Origin of the sequence: Bordetella genomosp. 10 (genome assembly GCF_002261225.1) — a bacterium.
Lineage (GTDB): Bacteria > Pseudomonadota > Gammaproteobacteria > Burkholderiales > Burkholderiaceae_B > Bordetella_C.
In genome coordinates this window covers 1,003,667-1,025,661 of record NZ_NEVM01000001.1, presented here as the reverse complement: position 1 = coordinate 1,025,661, position 21,995 = coordinate 1,003,667, and the positions used below count along the sequence as shown (strand labels likewise).

General features: G+C 68.3%; 18 protein-coding genes. 9 read left to right on the top strand and 9 right to left on the bottom strand.

Features of this window, described 5'->3' with window-relative positions; all coding sequences use genetic code 11:
* The first annotated feature begins 84 nt into the window (after window positions 1-84).
* Window positions 85-1,164 (top strand): hypothetical protein, encoded by a 1,080-nt coding sequence (locus CAL29_RS04435; protein ID WP_094851750.1) that lies wholly within the window; start codon window positions 85-87, stop codon window positions 1,162-1,164.
* A 47-nt stretch (window positions 1,165-1,211) separates the two neighbouring features.
* Here CAL29_RS04435 and CAL29_RS04430 read toward each other — a convergent pair whose 3' ends face one another.
* The 7 genes from CAL29_RS04430 to CAL29_RS04400 form a co-directional block, all read right to left on the bottom strand.
* Window positions 1,212-2,720, bottom strand: coding sequence for a M81 family metallopeptidase (locus CAL29_RS04430; RefSeq protein WP_094851749.1), 1,509 nt, complete (start codon window positions 2,718-2,720; stop codon window positions 1,212-1,214).
* Window positions 2,721-2,730: 10 nt separating this feature from the next.
* On the bottom strand, window positions 2,731-3,975 hold the full coding sequence (locus CAL29_RS04425) for a Zn-dependent hydrolase (RefSeq protein ID WP_094851748.1): 1,245 nt from the start codon (window positions 3,973-3,975) through the stop codon (window positions 2,731-2,733).
* A 135-nt stretch (window positions 3,976-4,110) separates the two neighbouring features.
* A complete protein-coding gene (locus tag CAL29_RS04420) occupies window positions 4,111-4,827 on the bottom strand; it encodes an ABC transporter ATP-binding protein (protein ID WP_094851747.1) in 717 nt (238 codons plus the stop codon).
* Window positions 4,824-5,627, bottom strand: a complete 804-nt coding sequence (locus CAL29_RS04415; RefSeq protein WP_256977186.1) for an ABC transporter ATP-binding protein — start codon at window positions 5,625-5,627, stop codon at window positions 4,824-4,826. The genes CAL29_RS04420 and CAL29_RS04415 overlap by 4 nt, the downstream gene beginning before the upstream one ends.
* Window positions 5,624-6,697, bottom strand: a complete 1,074-nt coding sequence (locus CAL29_RS04410; RefSeq protein ID WP_094851746.1) for a branched-chain amino acid ABC transporter permease — start codon at window positions 6,695-6,697, stop codon at window positions 5,624-5,626. The genes CAL29_RS04415 and CAL29_RS04410 overlap by 4 nt, the downstream gene beginning before the upstream one ends.
* Entirely contained in the window at window positions 6,697-7,554 is an 858-nt protein-coding gene (locus CAL29_RS04405) for a branched-chain amino acid ABC transporter permease (protein WP_094851745.1), read from the bottom strand. The genes CAL29_RS04410 and CAL29_RS04405 overlap by 1 nt, the downstream gene beginning before the upstream one ends.
* Window positions 7,551-8,753, bottom strand: coding sequence for an ABC transporter substrate-binding protein (locus tag CAL29_RS04400; RefSeq protein ID WP_094851744.1), 1,203 nt, complete (start codon window positions 8,751-8,753; stop codon window positions 7,551-7,553). The genes CAL29_RS04405 and CAL29_RS04400 overlap by 4 nt, the downstream gene beginning before the upstream one ends.
* 282 nt (window positions 8,754-9,035) lie before the next feature.
* Here CAL29_RS04400 and CAL29_RS04395 point away from each other — a divergent pair, with 282 nt between their 5' ends.
* Window positions 9,036-9,908, top strand: a complete 873-nt coding sequence (locus CAL29_RS04395; protein WP_094851743.1) for a FadR/GntR family transcriptional regulator — start codon at window positions 9,036-9,038, stop codon at window positions 9,906-9,908.
* A 4-nt stretch (window positions 9,909-9,912) separates the two neighbouring features.
* Here CAL29_RS04395 and CAL29_RS04390 read toward each other — a convergent pair whose 3' ends face one another.
* Window positions 9,913-13,158 (bottom strand): hypothetical protein, encoded by a 3,246-nt coding sequence (locus CAL29_RS04390; RefSeq protein WP_094851742.1) that lies wholly within the window; start codon window positions 13,156-13,158, stop codon window positions 9,913-9,915.
* 428 nt (window positions 13,159-13,586) lie between these two features.
* Between CAL29_RS04390 and CAL29_RS04385 the strand changes: the two genes are divergently transcribed.
* The 5 genes from CAL29_RS04385 to CAL29_RS04365 all read left to right on the top strand — a co-directional run bounded on the left by CAL29_RS04385 (window position 13,587) and on the right by CAL29_RS04365 (window position 18,244).
* A complete protein-coding gene (locus tag CAL29_RS04385; RefSeq protein WP_094851741.1) occupies window positions 13,587-14,474 on the top strand; it encodes a VOC family protein in 888 nt (295 codons plus the stop codon).
* 41 nt (window positions 14,475-14,515) lie between these two features.
* A complete protein-coding gene (locus tag CAL29_RS04380) occupies window positions 14,516-15,529 on the top strand; it encodes a zinc-binding dehydrogenase (protein ID WP_094851740.1) in 1,014 nt (337 codons plus the stop codon).
* On the top strand, window positions 15,526-15,975 hold the full coding sequence (locus CAL29_RS04375; RefSeq protein WP_094851739.1) for a PaaI family thioesterase: 450 nt from the start codon (window positions 15,526-15,528) through the stop codon (window positions 15,973-15,975). Before CAL29_RS04380 ends, CAL29_RS04375 begins: the two co-directional genes overlap by 4 nt.
* Before the next feature lie 30 nt (window positions 15,976-16,005).
* Complete coding sequence (locus tag CAL29_RS04370; protein ID WP_094851738.1) at window positions 16,006-17,514, top strand: class I adenylate-forming enzyme family protein; 1,509 nt, start codon at window positions 16,006-16,008, stop codon at window positions 17,512-17,514.
* Between the two features lie 175 nt (window positions 17,515-17,689).
* Window positions 17,690-18,244 (top strand): cysteine dioxygenase family protein, encoded by a 555-nt coding sequence (locus CAL29_RS04365; RefSeq protein WP_094851737.1) that lies wholly within the window; start codon window positions 17,690-17,692, stop codon window positions 18,242-18,244.
* A gap of 31 nt (window positions 18,245-18,275) precedes the next feature.
* On the opposite strand, the gene CAL29_RS04360 is transcribed toward CAL29_RS04365, so the two are convergent.
* The gene (locus CAL29_RS04360; protein WP_094851736.1) at window positions 18,276-18,737 is read right to left on the bottom strand and encodes an Lrp/AsnC family transcriptional regulator; all 462 of its coding nucleotides are present in this window, start codon (window positions 18,735-18,737) and stop codon (window positions 18,276-18,278) included.
* A 312-nt stretch (window positions 18,738-19,049) separates the two neighbouring features.
* Between CAL29_RS04360 and CAL29_RS04355 the strand changes: the two genes are divergently transcribed.
* Window positions 19,050-20,045: a Bug family tripartite tricarboxylate transporter substrate binding protein gene (locus CAL29_RS04355; protein WP_094851735.1), complete on the top strand. Its 996-nt coding sequence runs from the start codon at window positions 19,050-19,052 to the stop codon at window positions 20,043-20,045.
* 234 nt (window positions 20,046-20,279) lie between these two features.
* Window positions 20,280-21,908 carry a methyl-accepting chemotaxis protein gene (locus tag CAL29_RS04350; protein ID WP_094851734.1) on the top strand — a complete coding sequence of 543 codons (1,629 nt, stop codon included), beginning with the start codon at window positions 20,280-20,282 and terminating at the stop codon, window positions 21,906-21,908.
* The last annotated feature ends 87 nt before the right edge of the window (window positions 21,909-21,995 follow it).

Genomic DNA, 21,995 nt, shown 5'->3' with positions numbered 1-21,995 from the left:
CCTGACGGCGGCGTGAATGGCGGGAACGCCCGCGATGAAAGTGGCACCCATGCATGCCTTTTCACAACCCTTCAGGACTTGCCCATGCCTTCGATATCCACTTCCAACCTCGCGCACAGCCCCGTCTCCCCCGCCCTGGCCCTGCTGCACGATCAAGTCGACAACGCGAACGACGCGCCGTTCCGGCTGCGGCCCAACCCGGCCCAGCGCGCCGGCGACGCAAAGGCGGCGACCGAATCGCGCTCGCCGGCCGGCGTCCGATCCCTTGCGGAAATTTCACGCGCGGCCGCGGGACTGGATGCCCCCCGCTGCGCGCGCGCCGGCGACCGGACATCGCCGGACGTGCTGTCCTCGAGCGCGCGCGCCGATCTGCGCCTGGCGACGGCGGCGATCGCCAACCTGGGCGAGGAAGCCGCAAGCGCTCCCGACGCCATGCCCGCTGTCCTGCAAAGCGTGTCGCCGCTCGACGCGCTCGGGGCCCTGGACTTTGCCACGCAGACGGTAAGGCTGTCCGAACTGGACGCCGAAGACCGCCGGATCCTCGACGCCAAGATCGCCGAATTGCGGCGCCTGTCCGCCGTGTACGACGCGTGTCCCACGGGCCTCTCCGGCTTGCCCCCGGCGGAAAGGCGCCAGCACGCGATCACGCAGCACGTCAACCAGCTATGCCTGCTGTTCAGGGACTACACGGCGCGGGAAGCCCGGCGCCAGATATACGGCCGCCTGGACGACAACCCCTTCCTGCAGCAACGGGAATCGTGGGGCGAGCTCCATCGAACGATGCTTCCCAGGAACCAGGCCGTCCTGCGCGACGCGCTGGACGAAGCAGCCGCGCTGCGCCGGCTTTTCCCGTCGGATGACATCGACGAGGACGGCAACGCGCATTCGGCGGGCAGCCACGCCGACGGCAATCATGCGGAAAGCCTTGCCTGCGGCCGGCCGGCCCCCGAGCTGGAACATGCCGTCGTCCGGGCCGTCGCCACGCACGACGCAACGGCCCTGCGCATGATGGGCTGGGCCGTGGACGCCTGCGCGCCGGCGCCTGCGTCCGCGGACACGGACGCGGTGGAAGCCGACCCGGCTACGCGGACGGCGGCGGTGCCCGTGCTTGCCGCGTTCCGCCGCCACATCCAGGCCCGCCTGGAAGACATCGGCCGCGCATAGGACCGATAAAGCGATAAAGCGCGCGCGGCATGTCCCGCGCGCCGCGTTCACACCGCGGGCGCCCGCGGGTCGAAGCGCGCGTCCTCCTCCATCGGGAACAAGGGACGCGCCCGCTTCTGATAGGGGAAGATCGAATAGTCCGACGTGGTCACGCCCGGGCTGTCGATCTCCACCAAGCCCGCCGAGATGGGCACGAACACCGGCCGGCAATACATGCGCGATTTCAGCAGCAGGAAGCGCGCGCGGCGGGGATCCTGGCCGACGCTGTCGAACACGCCCAGGTCCCAGGGCTCGTGCGGAAGCTCGGACACGACCACGACCGCCGCGCCCATGTCCAGCACCGCGCAGCGGCCCATGCCCACGCGCATGCCGGTATACGCCGGCCCCGTGATCACGTATTCGCCGTCGGTGATGGCGCGCACGATGCCGCTGGCCAGCATGGGCCGGGCATGGATGCCGATGTCGTCCAGGGGACGCTTGTTGCCCAGGGGCAGCGAAACGCGCGCGCCGACGCCGGCCGCGATCATGGCGGCCACGGCCTCGGGGTCGCACAGCGGGCCGGTCAGGATGCCTTCCATGCCGGCGGCCAGCGCGGCCTCCAGCACCGCCGTGGTATCGCAGGTGCCGCCGGAATTGCAGTTGTCGCCGTGATCCAGCAGCAGGATGGGCTTGTCCTTGCCCTGCGCCAGCGCGGCGGCCTCGCGCAGGGAATCCGCCATCGGCGGACTGCGGTAGACGAAGCCGTCGCGGTCGTTCCAGATGTCGTTCGCCAGGCGCGCCGCGGTGCGGTCGGCCAGCGCGTGATCGCCGTCGGCCACCACGATCACGCTGATGCAGGGCTTGGCGATATCGGCCAGGCCGAAGCCGGCCAGCACGGACGCGGCCACCACGCCGTCGTCCGCCGCCTCGGCCGCCTTGGCGGCCTCGACGGCCGCGTGCATCGCGCCGCCCTCGGTCGCCGAGCGCAGCGTATGCGTCATCAGCGGCAGGCGGCGCCAGGCCATGACCGGGCGGAATTCGCCGGCGATCATGCGCCAGAGCAGCCGGCCCGCGTGCTCGCCGGTCTCGTACATGTCGATGTGCGGATAGGTCTTGAAGCTGACGACGACGTCGGCGTTGTCGACGATGGCCGGCGTCACGTTGCCGTGCAGGTCCAGCGCCACCGCCAGCGGCACGCCGGGCGCGGCCTTGCGCACGCGCGCCAGCAGGTCGCCTTCGCCGTCGTCGCTGTTCTGCGCCACCATGGCGCCGTGCAGGTCCAGGAATATCGCCTCGCAGCCGGGCAAGGCGGCGAGGATGCGGTCGCACATGGCGTCATAGGCATCGGCGTGCACCGGGCCGCTGGGGAAGGCCCAGGCCGACAGCGGCGTCACCATCTGCGCGCCGTGCGCCCGCGCCAGGTCGATGAAGGCCGACATGGCGGTACGGCCGCCGTCGTTCTCGCGCAGCGCGTCGTCGTCGTAGAGCGGGCCGTTGCGGCCGAAGGAAGCCAAAGGCGTGGGCACCGGCGAGAACGTATTGGTCTCGTGGTTCATGCGGGCGATCAGGACTTTCATCTGCGGCTCCTTATACACCCGCCTTGCTCAGCATGGCCTGCAGCAGCACGTTGCAGCCGGCCTCCAGGTGCTCGGGCTTGGCGTCCTCGATCTCGTTGTGGCTGATGCCGTCCTTGCAGGGCACGAAGATCATGGCGGTGGGCGCCACGCGCGCCAGGTACACGGCGTCGTGGCCCGCGCCGCTGACCACGTCCATGGCCGACAGGCCGAGGGCGCGCGCGCCTTCGGCCAGCATGCCGATCAGCGCCGGGTCGAAGGCCTGCGGCGGAAAATACACCACTTCGCGCAGGTCCATGTCGACGCCGGGAATGGCGGCGATGCCCGCGCGCAGCGCCTCGGCCATGCGGTCCAGCGTGGCGTCGTCGGCGGCGCGCAGGTCCACCGTCATCTGCACGCGGCCCGGGATGACGTTGCGCGAGTTCGGATACGTATCCAGGCAGCCCACGGTGCCGCGCGCGTGCGGCGCGTGGTCCAGCGCGATGCGGTTGACCAGCTTGACGACGTCGGCCGCCGCCAGCAGCGCGTCATGGCGCAAATTCATGGGCGTGGGGCCGGCATGGGCTTCCATGCCGGTGATGGTGAGGTCGAACCAGCGCTGCCCCAGCGCGCCCTGCACCAGGCCGATGACGACGTCCGCCGCCTCCAGCACCGGGCCCTGCTCGATGTGGGCCTCGAAATACGCCGCCACGGGCTGGCCGCCGACCGCCTCGGCGCCGGCATAGCCGATCTCCTTCAGGGCCGCGCGCACGCTGACGCCGTCGCGGTCCACCGCGTCGAGGGCGTGCTCCAGCGTGAAGGCGCCGGCATATACGCCGGAGCCCATCATCACCGGCACGAAGCGCGAGCCTTCCTCGTTGGTCCACACCGCCACTTCCAGCGGCGCCTCGGTGCGGATGCCGCGATCGTGCAAGGTGCGCAGCACTTCGATGCCCGCCAGCACGCCGTAGTTGCCGTCGAACTTGCCGCCGGTGGGCTGCGTGTCGATATGGCTGCCGGCCATGACGGGCGGCAGGTCGTCGCGGCGGCCGGCGCGGCGCATGAACATGTTGCCGACGGCGTCCACGCGCACGCTGCAACCCAGCTCGCGCGCCCAGCCCGCCACCAGGTCGCGCCCCTGGCGGTCGAGATCGGTCAGGGCCAGGCGGCGCACGCCGCCCTTGTCCGTGGCGCCGATGCGCGCCAGCGTCATCAGCGATTCCCACAGGCGCGCGCCGTTCACGCGCAACGTTTTGGTGTCGGGAATAGAGGTATCCATGATGTGCCTTCCAGATAAAAAGTAGGACAACGGCGCGGACGGCATGCGTCCCGCGCGATATTCAGCCGGGCGCCGCGCCGGCGGGCGCGCGGCGCCCGGCCCGGCATGGCATTGCCCGTCGGGCCGGCGCCGCCGTCATGCGCCGACGCCCACGCCCAGATAACGGTCCTTGACGCCGGCGTCGGCGGCGAAAGCCGCATTGTCGCCCTCGTAAACGATGGCGCCCTGCTCGATGATGTAGTGGCGATCCGCAAGCTGCGTGCAGACCTCCAGGTTCTGCTCCACCAGCAGGATGGCCACGCCCTCCTGCCGGATCAGCTTCAGTTGGGCGACGATCTCCTCGACGATGACCGGCGCCAGGCCTTCCACCGGCTCGTCCAGCATCAGCAGGCGGGGATGGTTCATCAACGCGCGGCCGATCGCCAGCATCTGCTGCTCGCCGCCCGACAGTTGCGCGCCGCCGTTGCGGCGCCGTTCGCGCAGGCGCGGAAAGATGCGGTAGATGTCGGCCAGTTGCCAGGGCGAGCGCCTGCGCGCGCCCAGCAGCAGGTTTTCCTCCACGGTCAGCAGCCGGAAGATGCCCCGGTGCTCCGGCACCAGGCACAGGCCGCGGCTCGCCACCTTGTGCGCGGGCAACTGGCTCACCACCGCGCCGTCGAAGACGATCTCGCCGCGCGCCGGGCGCAGCGCGCCCGCGATGGTGCGCAGCGTCGTCGACTTGCCCGCGCCGTTGCGGCCCAGCAGGGTGACCAGCTCGCCCTCGTCCACCCGCAGGGACACGCCTTGCAGGATGTGGCTCTTGCCGTAATAGGCGTGGACGTCGCGCAGCGCCAGTTTGCCATTGCCGGTCATGCGCGGCCTCCGGTAATCATATTGCCCAGGTAGGCGGAGCGCACGCGGTCGTCGTCGCGGATGGCCGACGGCGTGCCTTCCACCAGCACGCGGCCTTGCTGCATCACCGTCACCGTATCGGAAATGTCCATGACGATGTTCATGTTGTGCTCGATCAGCAGCACCGTGTGGTCCGCCGCCAGGCCGCGGATCAGCGCCTTCATGCCGTCCAGGTCGTCCACGCCCATGCCGGAGGTGGGCTCGTCCAGGAAGATGGCGCGCGGCCGCGCGGCCATCGCCATGCCGACTTCCAGCCGGCGCTGCTGGCCGTGCGACAGCGCGCCGGCCGGGCTGCCGGCGCGCGCGGTCAGGCCCAGCCGTTCCAGGATGGCGTCGGCCAGTTCGGCAACGTCGCGGTGGCGGCCGGGCGGGCGCCACATGTCGAAGGCGCCGGCGGCGTGCGCGCCCTGCGCGGCCAGGCGCAGGTTCTCGCGCACGTCCAGGTTGGCGAACAGGCTGGTCACCTGGAAGGAGCGCGCGATGCCGCGCCGCACGCGCACGTTGTCCGGCTCGTGCGTGACGTCGTGGCCGTCGAAATGGATGGCGCCCGAGGTGATGGGCACCGTGCCGGTCAGCGTATGGAAGAGCGTCGTCTTGCCGGCGCCGTTGGGACCGATGACCGAATGCACCGTGCCCGCGCGCACGCGCAGGTCGACGCCCGCCAGGGCGGTGAATTTCCCGTAGCGCTTGACGACGCCGCGCGCGTCGAGCAGCGGCGTGGCGTCCGCGGGATTCCGTTCATCCATGCCTATGCTGCTCATGCTTCCCCCTCCCGCGCGCCGTCCGGCCCGGTCTCCGCCGCGGCGGAGCGTCCGCGCCGCAGCGCCGTCCAGCCCCGCTGCAACAAGCCCCACAGCCCCTTGTGCATGAACAGGCTGACGCCGATCAGCAGCAGGCCCAGCAGCAACAGCCAGCGCGGCCACAGCGTCGACAGCCAGTCGGACATCAAGACGTAGAACGCCGCGCCCAGCACCGACGCGAACAGGTTGCCGGTGCCGCCGATCACCGTCATCACCAGGATCATCTCGCTGGTGTGGTATTCGATGTTCGACAAGGGCGCGATGCCGGTCATCAGGGCATGGAAGGCGCCGGCCAGGCCGGTCACCGCCCCCGACAGGGTAAAGGCGGCCAGCTTGAAGCGCCGCGTGTCGTAGCCGACCGCGCGCGCCCGCGTCTCGTTCTCGCGGATGGCCAGCAGCGTGCGGCCGAACACCGAGGCCGTGACCCGTTGCAGCAGCCAGAACACCACCAGGAAACAGACCGCCACGAAGGCATAGAAGCGCCAGGGGCTGTCCAGGGACATCAGCGTCGTGCCGAACAGGGACAAGGGCGGCCGCGGGATGTTGAGCAGGCCGTTGTCGCCGCCGGTCCAGTCCGGCAGGCTGTAGGCCAGGAAATAGAACATCTGCGCGAAAGCCAGCGTCAGCATGACGAAGTAGGTGCCGCGCTGCCGGATGGCGAACCAGCCGACGACGGCGGCCGTCAGCGCGCCGGCCACCAGGGCCAGCAGCACCGAGGCCGGCAGGCCCAGGCCCGCGCGCGTCATCAGGATGCCCAGGGCATAGCTGCCTACGCCGAAGAAAATCCCCTGGCCGAAGGACAGCAGGCCGGTGTAGCCCAGCAGCAGGTTGCAGCCCAGCACCGCCAGCGCGTACACCAGGACTTCGGTGGCGAGCGTGCCCGAGTCCAGCGTCAGGGGCAGGATCAGGACCACGGCCAGCGACAGCCACCAGCCCGCGTAGGCCGCCGCCGGCCGCCGCGCGGCCGGCCGGTGGGCGGGGGCATTCGAGGGGCCGTTCGAGGGGGCGTTCGTGCGATCGGATGCAGCCATCACCCTCTCCCCAGCAAGCCGTGCGGGCGCAGCAACAGCACCGCCGCCATGGCCACGTAGATCATCAGGCGCGCGCCTTCGGGCCACAGCGTGCTCATCACGCTCTGTACGATACCGATCAAGAGTCCTCCCACCAGCGCGCCCGCGAAACTGCCCATGCCGCCGACCACCACGATGACGAAGGCCACGCCCAGCGCCTCCAGCCCCATGAAGGGATCGACGCCGCGGATGGGCGCGGACAGCGCGCCGGCCAGCGCGGCGGTGCCGGCGCCCAGCGCGAACACCAGGCCGAACACCCGGAAGACGTTGATGCCCAGCAGCGACACCATCTCCGTCGATTCGCTGCCGGCGCGCACCGCGCTGCCCAGCCGCGTGCCTTCCAGCAGCCACCACAGCAGCAGCGCGAACACCGCGGTGAAGGCGATGACGAACAGCCGGTACTTGGGATAGATGAAGCCGCCCCACATGACCACGCCCTGCAGCGAAGCCGGCGTGGCGACGTTGTCGCCCAGCGGCCCCCAGACCAGGATCACCACTTCCTGCAGCACCAGCGCCAGGCCGACGGTGATGAGGATGTGGAATTCATGCGGCTGGTCGTATACCCGGCGCAACAAGGTGCGCTCGGCCAGCCATGCCAGCAAGGCCACCACCAGCGGCACCAGGACCAGCCCCAGCCAGAAATTCACGCCCCATGCCACGGCCTGGTAGCAGAAATAGGCGCCCAGCAGGTAAAAGGCGCCATGGGCGAAATTGACGAAGCGCAGCAGGCCGAAAATGATGGACAGGCCGACGGCCAACAGGAAGTACAGCATGCCGATGCCGATCCCGTTGACCACCTGCAGCAGATAAACATTCACAGTTTGCAGCCGGTCTGCGCCACGGGCAGGAAGGATTTGCCGAAGCTCAGGATGTCGGCGTAGTCGTCCTTGTCCTTCATGGCGGACTTGGCCTTGCCCCTCAGCAGGTAGTAGTTCTTCAGCACCTGGTGGTCCTCGGCGCGGATTTCCTCGTCGCCGGTCAGGCCGGCGTACTTCATGCCCTCCAGCACCGGGATCACCTTGGCCGGATCGTCCGAGCCCGCCTTGATGATGGCGTCGATGAAGATCTTGGTGCAGATGTAGGAGCCGGCCAGGCTGTAGTTGGGATTGAACTTGAAGGTCTGCTGCGTGCGCTGGACCAGGTCCTTGTTGCCGGGCGAGTCGATGCCGTGCCAGTACTGCGCGCCGAAGTACACGCCCTCGCACAGGTCGGCGCCCAGCGACTCGAACTGCTCCAGGCCCGAGGCCCAGGCCATCAGGATGGTGGTGTTCTGCTTCATGCCGAAGCTGACCGCCTGGCGCAGCGCGTCAGAGGACTGCGAGCCGAAGTTCAGCAGCAGCAGCACGTCCGGCTTGGCCGCCATCGCGTTGGTGAGATAGCCGCTGAATTCCTTTTCGGCCAGCGAGTGGTAGCTGTTGCCGACGTGCTCGATGCCCTTTTCCTTGAAGATGTTCTTGGCCGCGTTCAGCAGGCCGTCGCCGAACACGTATTGCGGCGTGATCGTGTACCAGCGCTTGGCCTTGGGCATCTGCTCGATTAGCGGCCGCACCGTGCGCTCGATGGCGCCGAAGGTCGGCACGGACCAGCGGAAGGTCGACTTGTTGCAGTCCGAGCCGGTGATTTCGTCGGCGCCGGCGGTGGTGATGAACAGGGCGCCGTCCTTCTGCGCCTCCTTGGCCATGGCCAGGGCTTCCGACGACAGGATGCCGCCGGCGAAAAAGCGCGCGTTCTTCTGCTGCACCAGCTCCTGCAGCTTGCGCACGGCGGTGGCCGGCTTGGCTTCGGTGTCCAGCAGCGTGTAGGCCAGCGGACGGCCCAGCGCCTTGCCGTACTGCTCGATCGCCAGCTTCATGCCCAGGTCCCCGTACTTGCCGTTGGCGGCGAAGGCGCCGGACATCGGAACGGGACAGCCAAACTGGATGGTCTGGCCGGCGGACTGCGCCAACGCGGCGCGCATGGAAAGGCTGCCCGGCACGGCCGCCAGGGCGGCCATTTTCAACAGTTCACGGCGATTCACGGTATTCCCCTAGACTGGCGCCGGCGCGGTGGACGGCGGCGAAGCTGCATGGAAGCACGGGCGCGCGCCGTACGTTGCGGCGCGCACACGGACAAGGCCTGCGCGCGCCGCGGGCATGGCCGGCGCCGCGCGCAAGGGTTTTCGTATTCATCGCTATTTATCATGATAAATACGACGGAATTGATAATATAGAAGCGCCATTTTGGCCGTCAACCGGGCGCGTATCAGGTTAAACCCTGGTCGCCGCGTCCTTTCGATCCGGATAAGAAACGGGGGAGTCCCATGGCTCGAACCACGGAACGCACCATCGGCGCCGCCGCCATCGCCGCGACCGCGCGCGCGCGGCCGGCGCGGCCCAAGCGCGCCGACCTGGTGGCCGAGGAAATCAAGCGCCTGATCACCGACCGCGACCTGAGCCCGGGCGACAAGCTGCCGCGCGAAAGCGAGTTGCAGGAGATGTTCTCGGTCAGCAAGAGCACCATGCGCGAGGCGCTGAAATCGCTGGAGGTGCAGGGGCTGGTCACCATCAGCACCGGACCGGCCGGGGGCGGCCGCATCGTCGAGGTCACGCTGGACCGCACCTTCCAGTTGATGCAGAACTACCTCTTCTTCAAGGAGGTCACCATCGACGACATCTACACGGTGCGCAAGCTGCTGGAGCCGGAACTGGCGGCGGGCGCGGTGCCGCACCTGACGGAAGCGGATTTCGAGGCGCTGGAGCGCAGCATCGAGTGCTGCGATCCGTCCTCGGGCCATACCGCCGACGTCATCGCGCAGCGCAAGGAGGATCTCAACTTCCATGACATCCTGGCGCAGGCCAATCCCAACAGCTTCCTGCGTTTTTCCTGCCAGTTGATCAACGAGATGCTGCGCCAGTTGACCGTGTTCGAGAACGACACGCCGCTGCCCGCGCAGCGCCGTTTCGGCGACGCCAACGCGGCGCTCCATCGCCGCATCACCGCGGCGGCGCGCGCCCGCGACGTCGAGACCGTGCGCGCCCTGATGGTCGCGCACATGCAGGAGGCCTCGGGCCTCGTGAAGCAGCTCAACGGCAAGCTGCGCGGCCGCCTGATCCTGGACTCCGAAATGTCGCGCCGCGTGGCGCCCCGGCGGACGGCGCGGCGGCCGGGGAAGCGGGCGGCGCGGGAAGCGTAAAGGTCTACGCGCCAGTGCGCAGGCGGGCCAGCGTCGTTGCGTATTCCATGCGCTTGCCCTGGTAGATGCCGGCGGGTCCTGTCAGCGCGGTCGCCAGCGCAAGGAGCGCCTGCTCGGCCGTTGCGTATTCGGACGATGCGCGCGGATGCGCGATTCCTGCGTCGCCGCTGGACGGCGCCGGGGTCACGGCGGCCGCCGTGGCGTAGGCTCGCATGGCGTTGAAGAAATCTTCCTCGCATGCTCGCAGCGCGCGCCTGGCGCCGGCGTCGGCGAGCTGCGCGAGGGCTACGCGCACGAAGGCGCGCACCTGGCGTATCGCGGCGCCGTCGTCCTTGCCCAGGTTCAGGAACATGGCGGGCAGGTCCCGGCGGACGGGCCGCGAGGCCAGGTACGCCCTTGCCTCGCGCTCGCCCCGGGCCGGGTCGCCGTCCTTCCTGTAGCAATTGTCCAGGCGCATCAGCACCGACCGGATGGCGTGCTCGCCCATGATCGTGGTCAGGGGCACGGTCTCCGTGTTCTGCGCGCCGTCGATGCGCGCGAGCACGCGGACGTGCTCCAGGTTGAAGCCGGGCGCGGCGCTGGCGCCTGGCCGGAACGCATGGTCCTCATCGCCGGGACCCGGCGCCGTGGCGAGCGGCTTGGAATAGTTGAAGGCGACGACCAGGTGGGCGCCCGCCCCGATCGAGGGCGACACCGCTTTCAGCGCGTCGCCGATGGACGCCTTCAATTTCCCGGCCATGCCGGCGGGCAGGCCGGCTTCGGCCAAGGCGCCCATGGCGTCGCTCAACTGGCCGCCCGCCCAGGCCGCGATGGGTTCGACGATGGGTTCGATCGCCCCGCCCAGGCCCAGTCGGGCGGACAGGCCGACGCTGACCTCGACGTCGATGAAATCGCCCGCTTTCAAGGCATTGAAATGCGCGACACGCGAACCCCGGATGCTGCCCCTGATGTCGGCGTCCGCGCCCAGCGGCGGCAGGCCGATTGATGGGCCCTCCTTGGGGCGGCCCGGCGCGGGCATGGTTGTGCCCTCCTGTCGCTGCGCGACCTCCTCCCCGAGGGAGGATTCGCGCTCGGAGCGGCCCGGCGCGCTGATTGGTGTGCCCTCCTGTCGCTGCGCGACCTCCTCCCCGAGGGAGGATTCGCGCTTGGGACGGCCCGGCGCGCTCATGCCCACGCCGGCGCCCAGCGCCATCTCGATTTTCCATGTCTCGATCGGCAAGGTGTCCTCGAAACCCGTGACGCGTTTCATCAGCGCGCCATCGTGACGGAGGGCCGGCGCGGCCAGGCGCGCCGTCAACGCCTCGTAGGCGGCCAGGGGGAGCTGCCGCGTCTCCCGCGCGTGCTGGCCGATCAAGGCGGCCGCGATGGCGAGCGCGCGCATATAGCCATAAGCGCCCTGCTCCGGGGGGATTCCCCACGCCCGTTCGATGGCGCGGGCAGGCTCACGCGCGCGCTCGTCGTGCGGCGCGCCTCGCATGGACAGGCAATACAGATCGAGCTCCAGCGCCAGGGCGTCGAGCGCGGAATTCAGGTCGACGGCGGACACCGGCGGCTCCCCGGGCCGCCAAATGGTCACGGCATCCAGTATTCGAGGAAGATCGAACGCTCGGAGCGCGTTTGGCATTGCGCGGCTCACTGCCGGGTCTATTTCCTCGGCCCATGCCGGCCCGGCGTGAGATCGATGCAATGCCCGCAGCGTGGGCAGGAAGGCGTCACGCAGATGGGCCAGGCGCTGGCGCGTGTTGTCCTCGCCCGCCCGTTCCGCCTCCTGCGCCCCGAAGGCTTCCCATGCGGGCACGTAGGTCCGGATGGCGGTGCGCGATTTCGCTCCGCCTGCTTCGGCCCGCGCATGGGCGTGCAGCGACCCGAACGCCGCTTCCGTGCCGCCGGCGACGGACGCGATATCCGCCGTGAAACCGGCGCCCGCCGTGAGCTTGACGCCGGTCGTGACCGTCCTCGATGGCGAACCGGCGCCGACAGCCGTCCGGTGGTTTTCCGACAGCGGATGAAGCGCGCCCTCGGCTTGCGGCCGCGTCACCACGACGCCGAGCATCGCCGCCGTTTTCGCGAACGCATCGTAGTCGGCGCAGGCCGCCTGGCGCAGTCGGTCCAGGTCCTGCAAGGAGAACGCCTTCGGCACGCCCCAACGCGAACGCGAATGTGCCAAGGGATGCGCCATGGAATCCGCGAGATCCTCCAACCCCGCGACGTGCCGCGCGGCCCGATACGCCCTGCTGTCCGGCGCCTCCAGCAGATGATCCCGATCGCGGTAGCTGCGCCCCACGGACCGGGCGTGCCGGCCGGCCAGGCCGAGATCCAGATTGAGGAAAAAGGCCTTGATACGTCCCACGACGCCGAGCCGCGCCTCGAACGTCCGGCTCTCGTTTATCCCCAGGTCGTCGCCCACCTCCAGGCCGCTTGCGTAGGTGGCGCCTATCCTGGGCGACACGGTCGCGCTCAAGGGCAAGCCTGGAATGGAGATATCCATGCCCAGATGGCGGGCGCTGGCGGCGCCTGCCTGCGCACAGGCATCCGCCTGCCGCGCGGCCGCCGCCACCATCAGCGGCCGCCCCAGGCTGGCCCGCGCGCCCCGCACCTGCTCGCGCAGCGTTCTCACTGCCCGCAGCGCGACGCCGTCCTGCGTGCCCAGCATGTCCTCGGCGCGCTTGAGCTTGCCGGCAAGGGCGTGCAATTCCGCCGCGGTCATGGCGCCGTCATCGGGAACCGGGGTCATGGCCTCGGCCGTAGTCGCGGTTGCGGGCGCGGGCGTGGTCGCGGGCGTGGTTGCGGGCATTTTCTTCGCAACCGCCGCGCCGGCGGCCACGGGACCCGGCGCATCCAGCGGCGCCGGCAGCAGTTGTTCGATACGCTGCCACAGCACGGTCACGACGTCGCGGCGCAGCGAGCCGTCGCTCCCGTAGAGCGTATCGAACGTCCGCGGCCCCTCGGCCTTCCAGGCGCGAAACGCCGCAGCGGCCCGCGCCGCAGCGGCGGCCTTGCAATAACCCGTCCCGCCGTCCGCATCCCCGCCCCGCCGCGCGCGCGCCACCTTCTTCGACAACGCGAAAAGCAGGGCCCAGGGACGCCCTCCGAGCAAGGCCGGCAACCATCGCCAGCGCGATGCGCCGCCCTTGCCGGCGCGCGGCGGCGTGCCCGGCGCGGCGACGAAAGCCGGGGCCGCGGCCGGACCGGCCGGCGCCTCGACGGCGACGGAACCCGCCGCCCAAAAACGGTTTGCGCCTTCGATCATTGCGTCTCCCATTCGAGGCCAGACGCATGAACGATAGGAGTCCGCCCCCGCCGCGGACATGAGAAGACCAGCGCCGCCCGCCCGGCGCGCCGGCCGACCGCCCCGCGATTTGCTCCCTGTCCCGGTGGAAGTTTTCCGAACGATCCGGACAGGCGGCGCTCACGACGGCCCGCAAGCAAAGCCATCCCCTGGCGGTCACGGGCGCCGGCGCCGCACAGAAAACATCCAAAAACGCCGCGAAACTTGGCAGCGAATTAGCGTTAATTCCTATCTTCTAGAAAAAAATACCTCGATAGCCGTATTTACCGCGGCTTAATGGTATGGAATTCCCACCTGCCCCGCGTACTATATCGGCTCGGGAACACATGCCCGCATGCCCGCCGGCCGGCGCGCGGGACCGGAAAACAATCACTTTCATGGGGAATGCAATGCCGTCATTGCCGCTGAACCTGGACCATGCCGGCCTGATCGTCCGCGATCTGGAAGCGGCCCGGGCAGCCTTCGAGAAACTGGGCTTCCGCCTGTCGTCCCGCAGCATGCATGCCGGCAGCATTACGCCCGGCGGCCCGGTCGTGCCCTGGGGTTCAGGCAATCACTGCGCCATGTTCAAGCACGGTTATTTCGAGCTGCTGGGCCTGGTCGATCCCTCCCTGCACAGCACGGCCAAGCTCATGATCGAGCGCTACGAAGGACTGCACATCGTCGCCATGGATTGCGCCTCCGCCGACGAAGCCCATCGCGCGCTCCTGGCCCGGCGGATTCCCGCGGCGGCGCCCGCCCGCCTGGAACGCGACGCGGCCTTCGGTCCCCACGACGACGAAATCCGGCGCGCGCGCTTCAGCAATATCTACCTGGATGGGGAACAGTACCCGGAAGCCCGCTTCATCGTCATCGAACACGGCACGCGCGAAGTGCTGTGGCAACCGCATCTGCTGTCGCATCCGAACGGCGCCACCGGCCTGGCCGCCATCTACTTCTGCCCCGCCGACCTGCCGGCCACGCTGGTCCGCTTCGAACGGTTGCTCGGCGCGCCCACGCGGCATGGCGATGCCTACCGCTTTGCGTTGGGACGCGGCGTCTTCTGGGTGCTGAGCCCGGAAGCCATGCGCGATGCCTGCCCGGTCCTGGACGATCCCATCCACCGCGTTTCGGCGGCCTGCATCGAAGTCGCCTCGCTGCCCGCCCTGCGGGCCCTGCTGTCGGAACGCGAGATCGAAACCCATGCGGCGCGCACGCTGGACGGCAGCCAGGACGCGCTGTGGGTTGCGCCCGCGCAGGCGAGCCACGCCGCGCTCCAGTTCATTCAATCCAGATAAATAAAGCACCACCACGCATCATTCCAGAGGGACTACAGACAATGAGAGCAGCAGTCATCCATGAACACGGCGGACCCGGCAGCATCAAATACGAGAAGGACTTCCCGGACCCCGAAGCGAAGGCCGGCGAGGTCGTCGTCAAGGTCCACGCCGCCACGCTGAACTACCATGACGTCTTCACGCGCAACGGCATGCCCGGCATCACGGTGCCCATGCCCATCATCATGGGCCTGGACTTCGCCGGCGAAATCGTCGAGGTAGGCCCGGACGTCGAGGGCGGCTGGAAAGTGGGCGACCGCGTCATGATCGACCCCTCCGACCGCAAGACCTTCGGCGGCGTCATCGGCGAGGCGCGCCACGGCGGCCTGGCCGAGTTCTGCGCCGTGCCCGACCATCACCTGGTCAAGCTTCCCGACGACGTCAGCTACGAAACAGCCGCCGCCCTGCCGGTGGCCTATGGCACCGCGTGGCGCATGATGCTCACCATCGGCCGCATCCGCGCCGGTGAAAAAGTGCTGGTGCTGGGGGCGTCGGGCGGCGTGGGCACGTGCTGCGTGCAACTGGCCAAGATGGCCGGCGCGGAAGTCATCGCCGCCGCGTCCTCCCCGGAAAAACTGGCGCGGCTGAAGGAGCTGGGCGCCGACCATCTGCTGGATTACAAGCAGCATGACTTCATGAAGTGGGTGTTCGAGCACTTCGGCAAGCCTCATCGCCGCTTCGCCGACAAGGGCATGGACGTGGTGGTCAACTTCACCGGCGGCGATACCTGGGTGAAATCGCTGCGCACCTTGCACCGCGGCGGCCGCATCCTGACCTGCGGCGCCACCGCCGGCTACGATCCCAAGGAAGACCTGCGCTTCATCTGGAGCTACGAACTGCAGGTCCTGGGCTCCAACGGCTGGCAGCGCGAGGAACTGCTGGCGCTGGTGGAGCAGGTGCGGCAGGGCAAGCTGAAGCCGGTGATCGACAAGGTCTACGGATTGTCCGAAGTCAACGAGGCATTCAAGCAACTCGAGGACCGCCAGGTCTTCGGCAAGGTGATGGTGAAACCATGAGCAATACGAACACCGCCAAGGCGGAGCCCGGGAAACTCGAACGCGCCGACATCGAGGCGATTTTCAAGCGCTCCCGCTTCATCAGCGCGATGAACCTGGAAATACTGGAGATCGATCACGGCGCCTCCCGTTTTTCGGTGCGCATGCCGATGAGCGACAACCTGGAACGGGGCGCCGCGGGATCGGGCCAGTTCCATGGCGGCGCAATCGCATCGCTGATCGACGTGGTGGGCGATTTCGCCATCGGCATGCTGGTGGGCGGCGGCGTGCCGACCATGAATTTGCGGGTAGACTACCTGCGCCCCGCCATGGCGCCCCATGTGGAAGCCGTCGCGGTGGTGCGCAAGGCCGGCCGCAGCGCGGCGGTGGTGGATATCGACGTAATGTCGGCCGACGGCAAGCTGGTCGCCATCGGCCGCGGCACCTATGTCCCCATCGCGGGGTGACACGGGTAACCGTCAAGAGAAGGTGGAAGCATGTTGGTCAATCTGGGCAAGCTGACGGACGCGGCGAAGCCGGCGGACGAAATCGCCATCATCGATTGCGTCGATGCCGCATCGCCGCGCATTTATACGCACGGGGAAATAGACCGGCAGGCCGACGCCTGCGCGCGCGGCCTGCTGCGCAAAGGGCTGTCGCGCGGCGCGCGGATTGCCCTGATGAGCCTGAACCGCGCGGAATACGTCATCGCCTACCTGGGCATCATGCGCGCGGGCATGGTGGCGGTCCCGGTCAATTACAAGGTGTCCGCCGACACGCTGGCACTGATCCTGGACGACTGCGAGGCGCGCCTGGTCTTCGTCGACGCGGCGCGCCAGGCGTTGTTGCCGCCGGGCATCGCCGCGCAGCGCCTGGACGACGAATCGGCCTGGCGGGAATTCCTCGACGAAGGTCCGTTCGACACCGTCGTGCCCGCGGCGGACGAATGCGCGATGATTCTCTACACCTCGGGATCGACCGGCCGCCCCAAGGGCGTGCAGCTATCGCATGAAGGCCAGCTCTGGACGCTGCGTTCGCGGCTGGCGACCCGCGCGACCTTCCTGGGCGAACGCTTCATCGTGGCGGCCCCGTTGTTCCACATGAACGCCCTGGCCTCGGTCAAGTTCGCGCTGGCCGGCCATGCGTCCATCGTGTTGCTGCCGCAGTTCGACACGCTGCAGTTCATCGACGCCATAGGACGCCACGGCGTCACCTGGGTGACTTCGGTGCCGACCATGATGGCCATGGTCGTCAAGGAGAAGGAAGCGCTGTCCCGCATCGACACCCGCAAGGTCCACTACGTCCGCATGGGTTCGGCGGCGGCCTCCGCCAGCCTCTACGAGGCGGTCAGGCAGGCCTTTCCCAATGCCTCGCTGGCCGGCGGCTACGGCACCACGGAAGCCGGCCCCATCGTCTTCGGTCCGACCCAGGGCCGGCCGCTGCCTCCCGGCGGCGGACTGGGCTGGCCATTGCCGGGCGTCGAAGTCCGCCTGGTGGACGCGCAGGGCCGGGATGTCGGCCCGGATGACGAAGGCGAGCTGTGGATGCGCACGCCCGCCAACATGCTGGGCTATCTGAACCTGCCGGAAAAGACGGCGCAGGTGCTGACGCCGGACCGCTGGTACAAATCCGGCGACGTATTCCGGCGCGACGCCAGCGGCTGCTACTACTTCGTCGGCCGCGTGGACGATATGTTCAATTGCGGCGGCGAGAACATCTATCCCGGCGAGGTCGAACACGTCATCTCCCGCATCCCCGAGGTCATGCAGACTTGCGTGGTGCCGGTGCGCGACGAGATGAAAGGCCAGAAGCCGGTCGCCTTCGTCGTGCGCCATCCCGGCAAGGACCTGAGCGAACGGCAGGTCAAGGATTTCGTGCTGGCGAATGCGCCGGCCTACCAGCACCCGCGCCGCGTCTACTTCGTCGACGCGCTGCCGCTGGCGCCGACCAACAAGGTCGATCGCAAGGCCTTGATGGCCCAGGCCGAGCACGCCGGATCCGCTTGAACCCATTTTGAACGCCTTTTGAACGGATCCAGCGCGCCGGGATCCATGGATTCCGCCGGTTTCCTGAAATATAGAAATCCTTGCTCAGGAAGCTCCATATCCCGGCAAATAAGACGCCTTTTTTCCACGACGGCGCGCGTAGCATGAACGTATCCACACCAAGAGATTCCCGTTCATGTTGACCAGCACCCTTGCGCCGGCTTCGCAGACCGGCCGTTCCGCGCTAGGCGGCCTGGTGGCCGCGATCGGACGCGCCATCGAGACGGCGCCGCCGGAGCAGCTTCCACAAGCCGTATGCGATGCATTGCGCGACCGCCTGCCCGCGGCGGGCCTGCTGAGCGCGCAACAGCGCCAGGGCCATGCGGACCGCTACACCCGCCACATCCTGTATGCGCACCCGCAAGGGCTGTTCACCATCGTGGCGCTGGTATGGCGGCCGGGGCAGATCACGCCCATACACGGGCACTACACCTGGTGTTCCTACTTCATCCTCGAAGGAGACATGCAGGAGGAGCATTTCGCCTGGGACCCGGCCACCCGATGCGCGACGCGCCGCGGCATCGTCCACCGGCCGCAAGGCGACGCCGCCGCCAGCCATGCGGGCATGGAGGAAATCCACCGGCTGCGCAACGACGGCGCCGGCACCGCGATATCCATCCACGTATACGGCGTGGACGGCCCGCGGGTCTCCACGCACGTCAATCGCATCGCCGAACTGGCGCCGGCATGAGGCGCCGCGCGGGCAATGCTGCCCGCGCCGTTCAGCCGCTGTAGTCGACGGGCAGCGCCGTCGTGTACTTGATCTGCTCCATCGCGAACGAAGAACTGACGTCGTGGAGGTCCGCGATGCGGATCAGTTTCTTGTACACGGTATCGTAGGTGGCTATGTCCGGAACGACCACGCGAATCAGATAGTCGACATCGCCGCTCATGCGGTAGAACTCGATGACCTCGGGGATGTCCTTGACGTGATTGGCGAATTTATTGAGCCAGGACTGCGAGTGCTGGTTGGTTCGCACCGAGATGAATACGGTGACGCCGACATTGAGCATGGCCGGGTCGCACAAGACCACCTGCTTCTTGATAACCCCCAATTCCTTGAGCTTCTGCACGCGGCGCCAGCACGGCGTGGTCGAGAGGTTGACGATGTCCGCAATGGCCTGGATGGGCGTTTCCGCGTTCTCCTGCAGGATCGAAATGATCTTCCGGTCTATGGCGTCCATGGTCTTCCTTCGCTGGTTGCAGTCATTGGCGCGCTCAATATGTGGAATTGTCCATGGACGCGTTGAAGCTGACAACAAAAAAGACGCGATAAATAGGATTGCTTCACCAATTTTTGGATTTGACGCCAAGTGGAAACCCCTAAAATCGCCAATGAATAGAAAAAATTTTCGTTATCGATTTGCGCTCCCGCCTGCCGGCGCGACTATATTTCCATCGTGGCGACGCATAATTCGTCTTGTATTCGCATCGCCGGCCGGGCGCGACCGCGACCGATTACCACGACCCACTACCAACTCCAAGGGGAAACATTCATGCAGCATCGCGTACACACCCGCCTCGCGGCCTGCCTGCTGGGCGTCGCCATGGGCGCCGCGACATCCGGCGCCCTGGCGCAGGATGCGGCCAACTATCCGGCCAAGCCCGTCACCTTGATCGTGTCCTTCCCGCCGGGCGGCAGTTCCGATTTCTTCACGCGGCTCGTCGCCAACGGCCTGGGCAAGATGTGGAACCAGCCGGTGGTGGTCGAGAACCGCCCCGGCGCGGGCGGCAACATCGGGGCGCAATTGGCGTCGCGCGCGGCGCCGGACGGCTACACGCTCTACATGAGCTCGATCAATACGCACGGCATCAATCCCGGGCTCTACAAGGACAAGCTGGGCTACGACCCGGTGAAGGACTTCACGCCCATATCCCGTATCGCCACGGTTCCCAACGTCCTGGTGGTCAACCCCGCCGTGCCCGCGAAATCGGTCAGCGAATTGCTCGCCTACTTCAAGGCGCATCCGGACAAGGCTTTCTATGCCAGCCCCGGTTCGGGCACCTCGCCGCATCTGTCGTCGGAGTTGTTCAAGCGCATGACGAATACGCCGATCACCCATGTCGCGTACAAGGGCAGCAACGCCGCCCTGACCGACGTCATGTCCGGCATGGTGCCGATGGCGATCGACAACCTGCCGGCGGCCATCGCGCTGATCAAGTCCGGCAAGCTGCGCGCGCTCGCCGTCACGTCGCCCAAACGCTCGCCCGAATTGCCGGACGTGCCCACCATGATCGAAAGCGGCGTCAAGGGCTACGACGTCACGTCCTGGTGGGGGCTGTTTACCCGCGCGGGCACGCCGGCGCCCATCGTCGCCAAGATCAACCATGACGTCGTGGCCCTGCTCCAGGATCCGAAAACCAAGGAGACCATCGCCACGCAGGGCGCCGTCTCCGCGCCCTCCACGCCGCAGGAGCTGGCGCAGTTGGTGAATTCGGAAATCAGCCGCTGGGGCAAGGTCATCGAGGACGCGCACATCACGCTGGAATAGCGTTTCCGGCCCGGTCCGGAAGGCTGCGGCCGCCGCGGCAACGCGCGGGCCGGCGACGGCGCGACGGGCGGCCCGCGCCTTTGGAAAAGAAAGCGGAAAAAGCGGAACAAACGGCAAATCTCCGCCCTTCACGGCGTTTTTCAAAAGGCGGCGCCGTCATACAGTCGGAGGACCGATAACAATGGGCGGACGAGCGCGCGGGCGCGGCGCCGCCTGCCGTCTAGAGACGCCGTCATGCGCAATAACCTGCCCGTTACGCAGCGGGAGTTCCTGTTTTCCGACAAGCAGCACCTGGTCTCCGCGACCGACCTGTCCGGCAACATCCGCTACTGCAATCCCGCCTTCGTGGCCGTTTCCGGCTACAGCAAGGAGGAATTGATCGGCCAGCCGCACAACATCATCCGCCATCCGGATATGCCGCGCGCCGCCTTCGCCGATATGTGGGCCACCATCCAGTCCGGACGCCCCTGGACCGCCCTGGTGAAGAACCGCCGCAAGGACGGCGACCACTACTGGGTGCGCGCCAACGTCACCCCCGTGGTCGAGCACGGCGTCGAAGTGGGCTACCTGAGCGTGCGCATGCGCCCGTCGCGCGAGGAAGTCGAGGAGGCGGAGGCCTTGTACGCGGCCATGCGCGAGGACACCCTGCGCGGCCATCGCCTGCGCGAGGGCGCGCTGACGCGCACGGGGCTGGCCGGCTGGCTGGGCGCCCTGCGGCGCCAGCCGGTGGGGCGCCGCGTCGGCCTGGGCTATGCCGCCACGCTGCTGTTCGCGCTGGCCGGCGCCTGGGCGGCCTACGGCGGCCTGCCGCCCCAGCCTTTCTGGCTGGCCTGGGGCGCGGGCGTGGTGGGCGGCCTGTTGAGCGCGTCGCTGCTGGTGCGCCAGTTGTCCTCGCCGGTGGACGCGATGTCGGTGTTCGCCGCCCAGATGGCGGCCGGCGACCTGACCACGACGATAGAGGTGGAACGCCACGACGACCTGGGCGCCGTGCAACGCGCGCTGAATCAGTTGCAGGCCAATCTCTCGGCCATCGTGCTCGACGTGCGCGACCAGATCGGCGGCGTCATGGAGGCCGCGCATGAAATCTCCGCGGGCAATATCGATCTCTCCCAGCGCACCGAGGAACAGGCCACCTCGCTGGAGCAGACCGCGGCGGCCATGGACGCCCTGACGGAATCGGTGCAGGGCAATGCCGACGCCACCCAGCGCGTCCTCAGCCTGGTCGACGAGGCCCAGTCCGCGGCCGACGACGGCGGCCGCATCGCCGCTCAGGTGGAACAGACCATGGCCGGCATCACGACCGCCGCGCAACGCATCGCGGACATTACCGGCGTGATCGACGGCATCGCCTTCCAGACCAATATCCTGGCCTTGAACGCGGCCGTCGAGGCGGCGCGCGCCGGCGAGGTCGGCAAGTCCTTCGCGGTGGTGGCGGCCGAGGTCCGCAACCTGGCGCAGCGTTGCGCGGCGTCCGCGCGCGAGATCAAGACGGTGGTCGACAGCAGCGTGCAGCAGATCGCCGCCGGAACGGAACTGGTCGGACGCACCACCAGCCAGATGCGCGCCATCGACCAGGCCGTGCACCGGGTGGCCGACGTGATCCACGAAGTCGCCGACGCCAGCGGCAACCAGGCCCGGGGCATCCGCCAGGTCAACGACGCCGTGGCCCACCTGGACAGCGCCACCCAGCAGAACGCCGCACTGGTCGAGCAGGCCGCGGCCACCGCGCAGCGGCTGGTCGAACGCGCCGACGTGCTGGCCGACGCCATGCGGCTGTTCACGGTGGGGCAGTCGGCGGCGCACGCCGGACCGGCCATCGAGCAGCCGGCGCGGCCTCTGCCGATGGCGCAATTGCCGGCCTGAGGCACCGGGGCTGACGGATACGGCCCGGGGCGTCCGGGCCGGCGCCGCCACGGTGCACCGCAACAGGAAACCGCAAGCCGAGTTATC

Coding starts and splice junctions, on each gene's coding strand:
- CAL29_RS04365 (WP_094851737.1), top strand. CDS start 17,690: ATGTTGACCAGCACCCTTGCGCCGGCTTCGCAGACCGGCCGTTCCGCG.
- CAL29_RS04355 (WP_094851735.1), top strand. CDS start 19,050: ATGCAGCATCGCGTACACACCCGCCTCGCGGCCTGCCTGCTGGGCGTC.
- CAL29_RS04410 (WP_094851746.1), bottom strand. CDS start 6,697: ATGGCTGCATCCGATCGCACGAACGCCCCCTCGAACGGCCCCTCGAAT.
- CAL29_RS04380 (WP_094851740.1), top strand. CDS start 14,516: ATGAGAGCAGCAGTCATCCATGAACACGGCGGACCCGGCAGCATCAAA.
- CAL29_RS04425 (WP_094851748.1), bottom strand. CDS start 3,975: ATGGATACCTCTATTCCCGACACCAAAACGTTGCGCGTGAACGGCGCG.
- CAL29_RS04350 (WP_094851734.1), top strand. CDS start 20,280: ATGCGCAATAACCTGCCCGTTACGCAGCGGGAGTTCCTGTTTTCCGAC.
- CAL29_RS04420 (WP_094851747.1), bottom strand. CDS start 4,827: ATGACCGGCAATGGCAAACTGGCGCTGCGCGACGTCCACGCCTATTAC.
- CAL29_RS04385 (WP_094851741.1), top strand. CDS start 13,587: ATGCCGTCATTGCCGCTGAACCTGGACCATGCCGGCCTGATCGTCCGC.
- CAL29_RS04360 (WP_094851736.1), bottom strand. CDS start 18,737: ATGGACGCCATAGACCGGAAGATCATTTCGATCCTGCAGGAGAACGCG.
- CAL29_RS04390 (WP_094851742.1), bottom strand. CDS start 13,158: ATGATCGAAGGCGCAAACCGTTTTTGGGCGGCGGGTTCCGTCGCCGTC.
- CAL29_RS04435 (WP_094851750.1), top strand. CDS start 85: ATGCCTTCGATATCCACTTCCAACCTCGCGCACAGCCCCGTCTCCCCC.
- CAL29_RS04370 (WP_094851738.1), top strand. CDS start 16,006: ATGTTGGTCAATCTGGGCAAGCTGACGGACGCGGCGAAGCCGGCGGAC.
- CAL29_RS04375 (WP_094851739.1), top strand. CDS start 15,526: ATGAGCAATACGAACACCGCCAAGGCGGAGCCCGGGAAACTCGAACGC.
- CAL29_RS04395 (WP_094851743.1), top strand. CDS start 9,036: ATGGCTCGAACCACGGAACGCACCATCGGCGCCGCCGCCATCGCCGCG.
- CAL29_RS04415 (WP_256977186.1), bottom strand. CDS start 5,627: ATGAGCAGCATAGGCATGGATGAACGGAATCCCGCGGACGCCACGCCG.
- CAL29_RS04430 (WP_094851749.1), bottom strand. CDS start 2,720: ATGAAAGTCCTGATCGCCCGCATGAACCACGAGACCAATACGTTCTCG.